The organism is Amycolatopsis sp. NPDC054798 (assembly GCF_053611505.1).
This window is the reverse complement of the sequence record NZ_JBSHAM010000183.1, coordinates 6,841-8,902: the sequence shown is the minus strand read 5'-3', so window position 1 is coordinate 8,902 and position 2,062 is coordinate 6,841. Positions and strand designations below refer to the sequence as shown.

Genomic DNA, 2,062 nt, shown 5'->3' with positions numbered 1-2,062 from the left:
CGCAGCACGAAGGGGGGTCGGCACCTGTTGCCGCGGTGTTGGACCCGCCCCCTCCCCCCGCCCCCCAACCACACACGAGACCGGACCACCAGGCCCCGGTGGCGCCCGACGATCCGACCGGGCCGTTCGGCCGCATTAGTGGTCTAGACCTTGACGGGTGACTGGTCCAGTCCAATTCTGAGAAGGTTCCGGCCGTGCTCCGCTGCCGCACGGCCCCCTTTTCGGCTCTGGAGCCCGCATGCGACGAAGAAGTCACTTGTCACGATTGTCCGCTGTCCTGGCCGCCGCGGCGGCTCCGCTGGGCGTGCTGGTCGCCACCGCGGCGCCCGCGCACGCCGCGACGCCGCTGCCGAACCACGTGTTCGCGCCGTACTTCGAGTCCTGGAACGGCCAGAGCCCGGCCGCGATGGCCCAGGAGGCGGGCGTCAAGCACCTGACGATGGCCTTCCTGCAGACCGCCTCCTCCGGTTCCTGCACCGTTCTCTGGAACGGCGACGCCAGCATGCCGGTGGCGGATTCGACGTTCGGCGCGGACTTCCGCACCATCCGTTCGCGCGGCGGCGACGTGATCCCGTCGTTCGGCGGCTACACCGCGGACCACAACGCCACCGAGATCGCCGACAGCTGCACGAACGTCGACCAGATCGCGGCGGCCTACGAATCGCTGATCACCACCTACGACGTGCCGCGCCTGGACATGGACATCGAGGACAACTCGCTGACCAACTCGGCGGGCATCGACCGCCGGAACAAGGCGATCAAGAAGGTCCAGGACTGGGCCGCCGCCAACGGCCGCCAGGTGCAGATCTCCTATACGCTGCCGACCACCACGAGCGGCCTGACCAGCGCCTTGGACGTGCTGCGGAACGCGGTTTCCAACGGAGCCAAGGTCGACGTGGTCAACCTGATGACCTTCGACTACTACGACAACGCCTCGCACCAGATGGCGCAGGACACCCAGACCGCCGCGGCCGGACTGGTGTCGCAGCTGGCGTCGCTGTATCCGGACAAGACGCAGGAACAGCTGTGGGGGATGGTCGGCGTCACCGAGATGCCGGGCATCGACGACTTCGGCGCGGCCGAGACGTTCACCACCGCCGACGCGGTGACCGTCTACAACTGGGCAGTGTCCAAGGGCATCAACATGCTGTCGTTCTGGGCGTTGCAGCGGGACAACGGCACCTGCCCGGGCACCGGGGCGCGGGACGACTGTTCCGGCATCGCGCAGGACAAGTGGTACTTCAGCCACACGTTCTCCCCGTTCACCGGCGGAACTCCGGTGCCGGGCAACGACTTCTCGGTGTCGGCGAGCCCGTCCTCGGCCTCGGTCGACCCGGGCGGTTCGGCGGCCGCGAAGGTGGCCACGGCGGTAACTTCCGGTACGGCGCAACAGGTTTCGCTGTCGGTGAGCGGAGCGCCGGGCGGGGTGACCGCCTCGGTCAGCCCGACGACGGTCAAGGCGGGGGACAGCGCGAACCTGTCGATCACGACGACGGCGGCCACCCAGCCGGGCGTCTACCCGCTGACTGTCACCGGCACGGCTCCGGGCGGTGGCAGCCACTCCGTCACGTACACGTTGACGGTCAAGGGAACCAGCCCGACCGGCAGCGTCGTCAACGGCAATTTCGAGACCGGTGCGCTGAGCCCGTGGAGCGGGGGGACGATCGTGTCCTCGCCGGTGCACTCCGGCAGCCATGCGCTGCAGGTGTCGCCGACCGCGTCGACCACTGGGGAAGCGGCGCAGAACCTCACGCTCGCGCCGAATCACGCGTACACGCTGACGGCGTGGGTGCAGGGTGGTTACGCCTACGCCGGGGTTCGCGGGGGAGCGACGGCCAGCTCGTGGACGGGCAACTCCGGCTGGACCAAACTGACCGTGCCGTTCACGACCGGCTCGTCCGGCGCGGTGACGGTGTACGTCCACGGCTGGTACGGCCAGAGCGCGATCTACGCGGACGACATTTCCGTCAGCTGATTACTGTATAACGACCTATACGGCCGGGGGGCCGCCCTCATAAAAGACAGACCACAGCCCCACCCACAAAACAAAATAAAACACAAA

The 2,062-nt window shown here is 68.0% G+C and carries 1 protein-coding gene; it reads left to right on the top strand.

Annotated features, from left to right (window positions below):
- The first annotated feature begins 256 nt into the window (after positions 1–256).
- Positions 257–1,975 (top strand): glycosyl hydrolase family 18 protein, encoded by a 1,719-nt coding sequence (locus ACWGIC_RS44105; RefSeq protein ID WP_452081908.1) that lies wholly within the window; start codon positions 257–259, stop codon positions 1,973–1,975.
- The last annotated feature ends 87 nt before the right edge of the window (positions 1,976–2,062 follow it).